Below are 1,839 nucleotides of genomic sequence, written 5' to 3' on the forward strand. Positions count from 1 at the left end.
TGAAAAAACTGTCAAGAGCAGTAGAACCAGGGCACAATGCATAAGGCTCTCGCAATTTTCATGGGCGGGGGCGAATAGTGCTCCTATTCATGAAGGTTTAACCGTGAAAGAAAACTTACCATGCTTTTTTTTTAATAGGATACAAAAAACACGCGAAGACTTTTACCCCTGCCGTGCGTATCATATGATAAGGGGCAGATGGCTCCGAGCATGAAACAAACTCAGGAGGTTTTAAGGTTATGAGACACAAATTTTTATTAACGATCCTGACGGTGGTGTGCATTGGCGCAACTTCGGTCTCAGGGATGTGTTGGGAAGGTACCAGAGGGGCCATGAGAGGGGCTATGAAAGCGGCAGTCTCTGATGCCTGTAGCGGCAAAAGCGCCGGAGATAGTTGTACATTTACGTGCATGAGTGGACAATCTATCACCGGTACGTGCAAGGAGTTCAATTCGCAGACCTCTTGCGTACCAGAGGGCGGTCCCTTCTCCAGGGGATACCGTGGAGGCATGTTTAACAACCAACCGGTTGTCGATGCCAACGGCATAGTATACGTGACAAAGCTGAATGCGCAGAACAACTCGGTAGTTCAGGCAATAACCATCGACGGCTCAACCGTGAGCTATACCTCAGACATTCAAATTCGTTCCCTCGTGCTTTCAGGCGATGGCAGTGCTCTTGTGGCAGTGGGTGGCAGTGGCGCCGGTGCAACATCAACGACAGGGACATCAACGATAAGCGTTATCCCGCTACCTCTGACGGCAACCCCGGCCGTTGTAAACATCCCCCTGACGGGAAGGCTGGTCTCTGCCCCTACCGTCAAAAACAACCTGATCTATGCCATAACGTTCACGAGGGATAACTCGACAATCTCAAAGACGCTTACGGTGACAGACCTCAGCGGTAAAACCCTGTATAGTGGCGCAATATAGAAAGGGCCTTTACATTGTGTATAATATACTGAAGGGCTGATGATTCAGGGATTAAACATACAGGTCAACGACAGACATGGATTTCCCGGAAGAAACACTGAAGCATTTGCAGAGATGCAGGAAACTCATGTGGTAGAGGATGAGACCCTCCTTGTCCACATCGCCGGGGGCGAGGAGGGTGCCTTTGCGGAACTTGTCCGGCGGCATAGTCAGAGGTTTTACCGCATTGCCTATCGCTTCAGCACAAACCGTGAAGAAGCACAGGACATCGTGCAGGAGGCCTTCCTTAAACTGTGGGAAAGGCCACAACTCTTTAAAGTTACGGGCAAGACAAGGTTCACGACATGGTTTTATCGTGTTGTCATAAATCTCTGCATCGACTATAGCAGACGTCCGGGGGCAGTTGAGCTTACGGATGACATGATGAATGTCCCCGATACCGGCATAACCCCTGATGTCGCTATGGATGCAAGACGGATGCAGGTTTATCTGGAGCACTGCATAGCGCAATTGCCACTGAGGCAGCGCATGGCATTGAACCTGTGCTTTTACGAGGGGGTAAGCAATAAGGATGCGGCGGAGATAATCGGCGTATCGCTCAAGGCCTTACAGTCGTTGCTTATGAGGGCAAAGGGTTCGTTAAAGGAGAAGATGGCATCATATCACGGAGGGACAAGATGAATGTTGCAAGATTCAGAGAAAATCTGCTAATCTATGGAGCCAATCTTATGACATGGCCTGATGATGAGCGCATAGCGGCAGAGGCATTGCTGAGGGACTCCGCCGAGGCTGCAAGTGTGTACAGTGAAGAGGTAGGATTTGAGTCCATGCTCTGCCAAAGACGCTACGAGCCTCCGAAGGATGACCTGGTCGAGCGCATCATCACCGCTGCTACTGCAACATGTAG

The 1,839-nt window shown here is 50.2% G+C and carries 2 protein-coding genes and 1 pseudogene; all 3 read left to right on the forward strand.

Translation table 11 applies throughout. From position 1 onward, the window contains the following. The first annotated feature begins 239 nt into the window (after positions 1 to 239). Positions 240 to 932 carry a hypothetical protein gene (locus HWQ67_RS17445; protein WP_218253972.1) on the forward strand — a complete coding sequence of 231 codons (693 nt, stop codon included), beginning with the start codon at positions 240 to 242 and terminating at the stop codon, positions 930 to 932. A gap of 39 nt (positions 933 to 971) precedes the next feature. Beyond that, complete coding sequence (locus HWQ67_RS17450; protein WP_218253973.1) at positions 972 to 1,613, forward strand: RNA polymerase sigma factor; 642 nt, start codon at positions 972 to 974, stop codon at positions 1,611 to 1,613. Further along, positions 1,610 to 1,839: pseudogene (locus HWQ67_RS17455) on the forward strand (hypothetical protein); the annotation flags it as partial. The gene HWQ67_RS17450 and the pseudogene HWQ67_RS17455, both read left to right, overlap by 4 nt.

The sequence above is a fragment of the Candidatus Magnetobacterium casense genome, from assembly GCF_019173545.1.
Lineage (GTDB): Bacteria > Nitrospirota > Thermodesulfovibrionia > Thermodesulfovibrionales > Magnetobacteriaceae > Magnetobacterium > Magnetobacterium cryptolimnobacter.

Bases quoted from the DNA above. Each gene is read 5' to 3' on its own strand.
- HWQ67_RS17445 (WP_218253972.1), top strand. From the start codon at position 240: ATGAGACACAAATTTTTATTAACGATCCTGACGGTGGTGTGCATTGGC.
- HWQ67_RS17450 (WP_218253973.1), top strand. From the start codon at position 972: ATGATTCAGGGATTAAACATACAGGTCAACGACAGACATGGATTTCCC.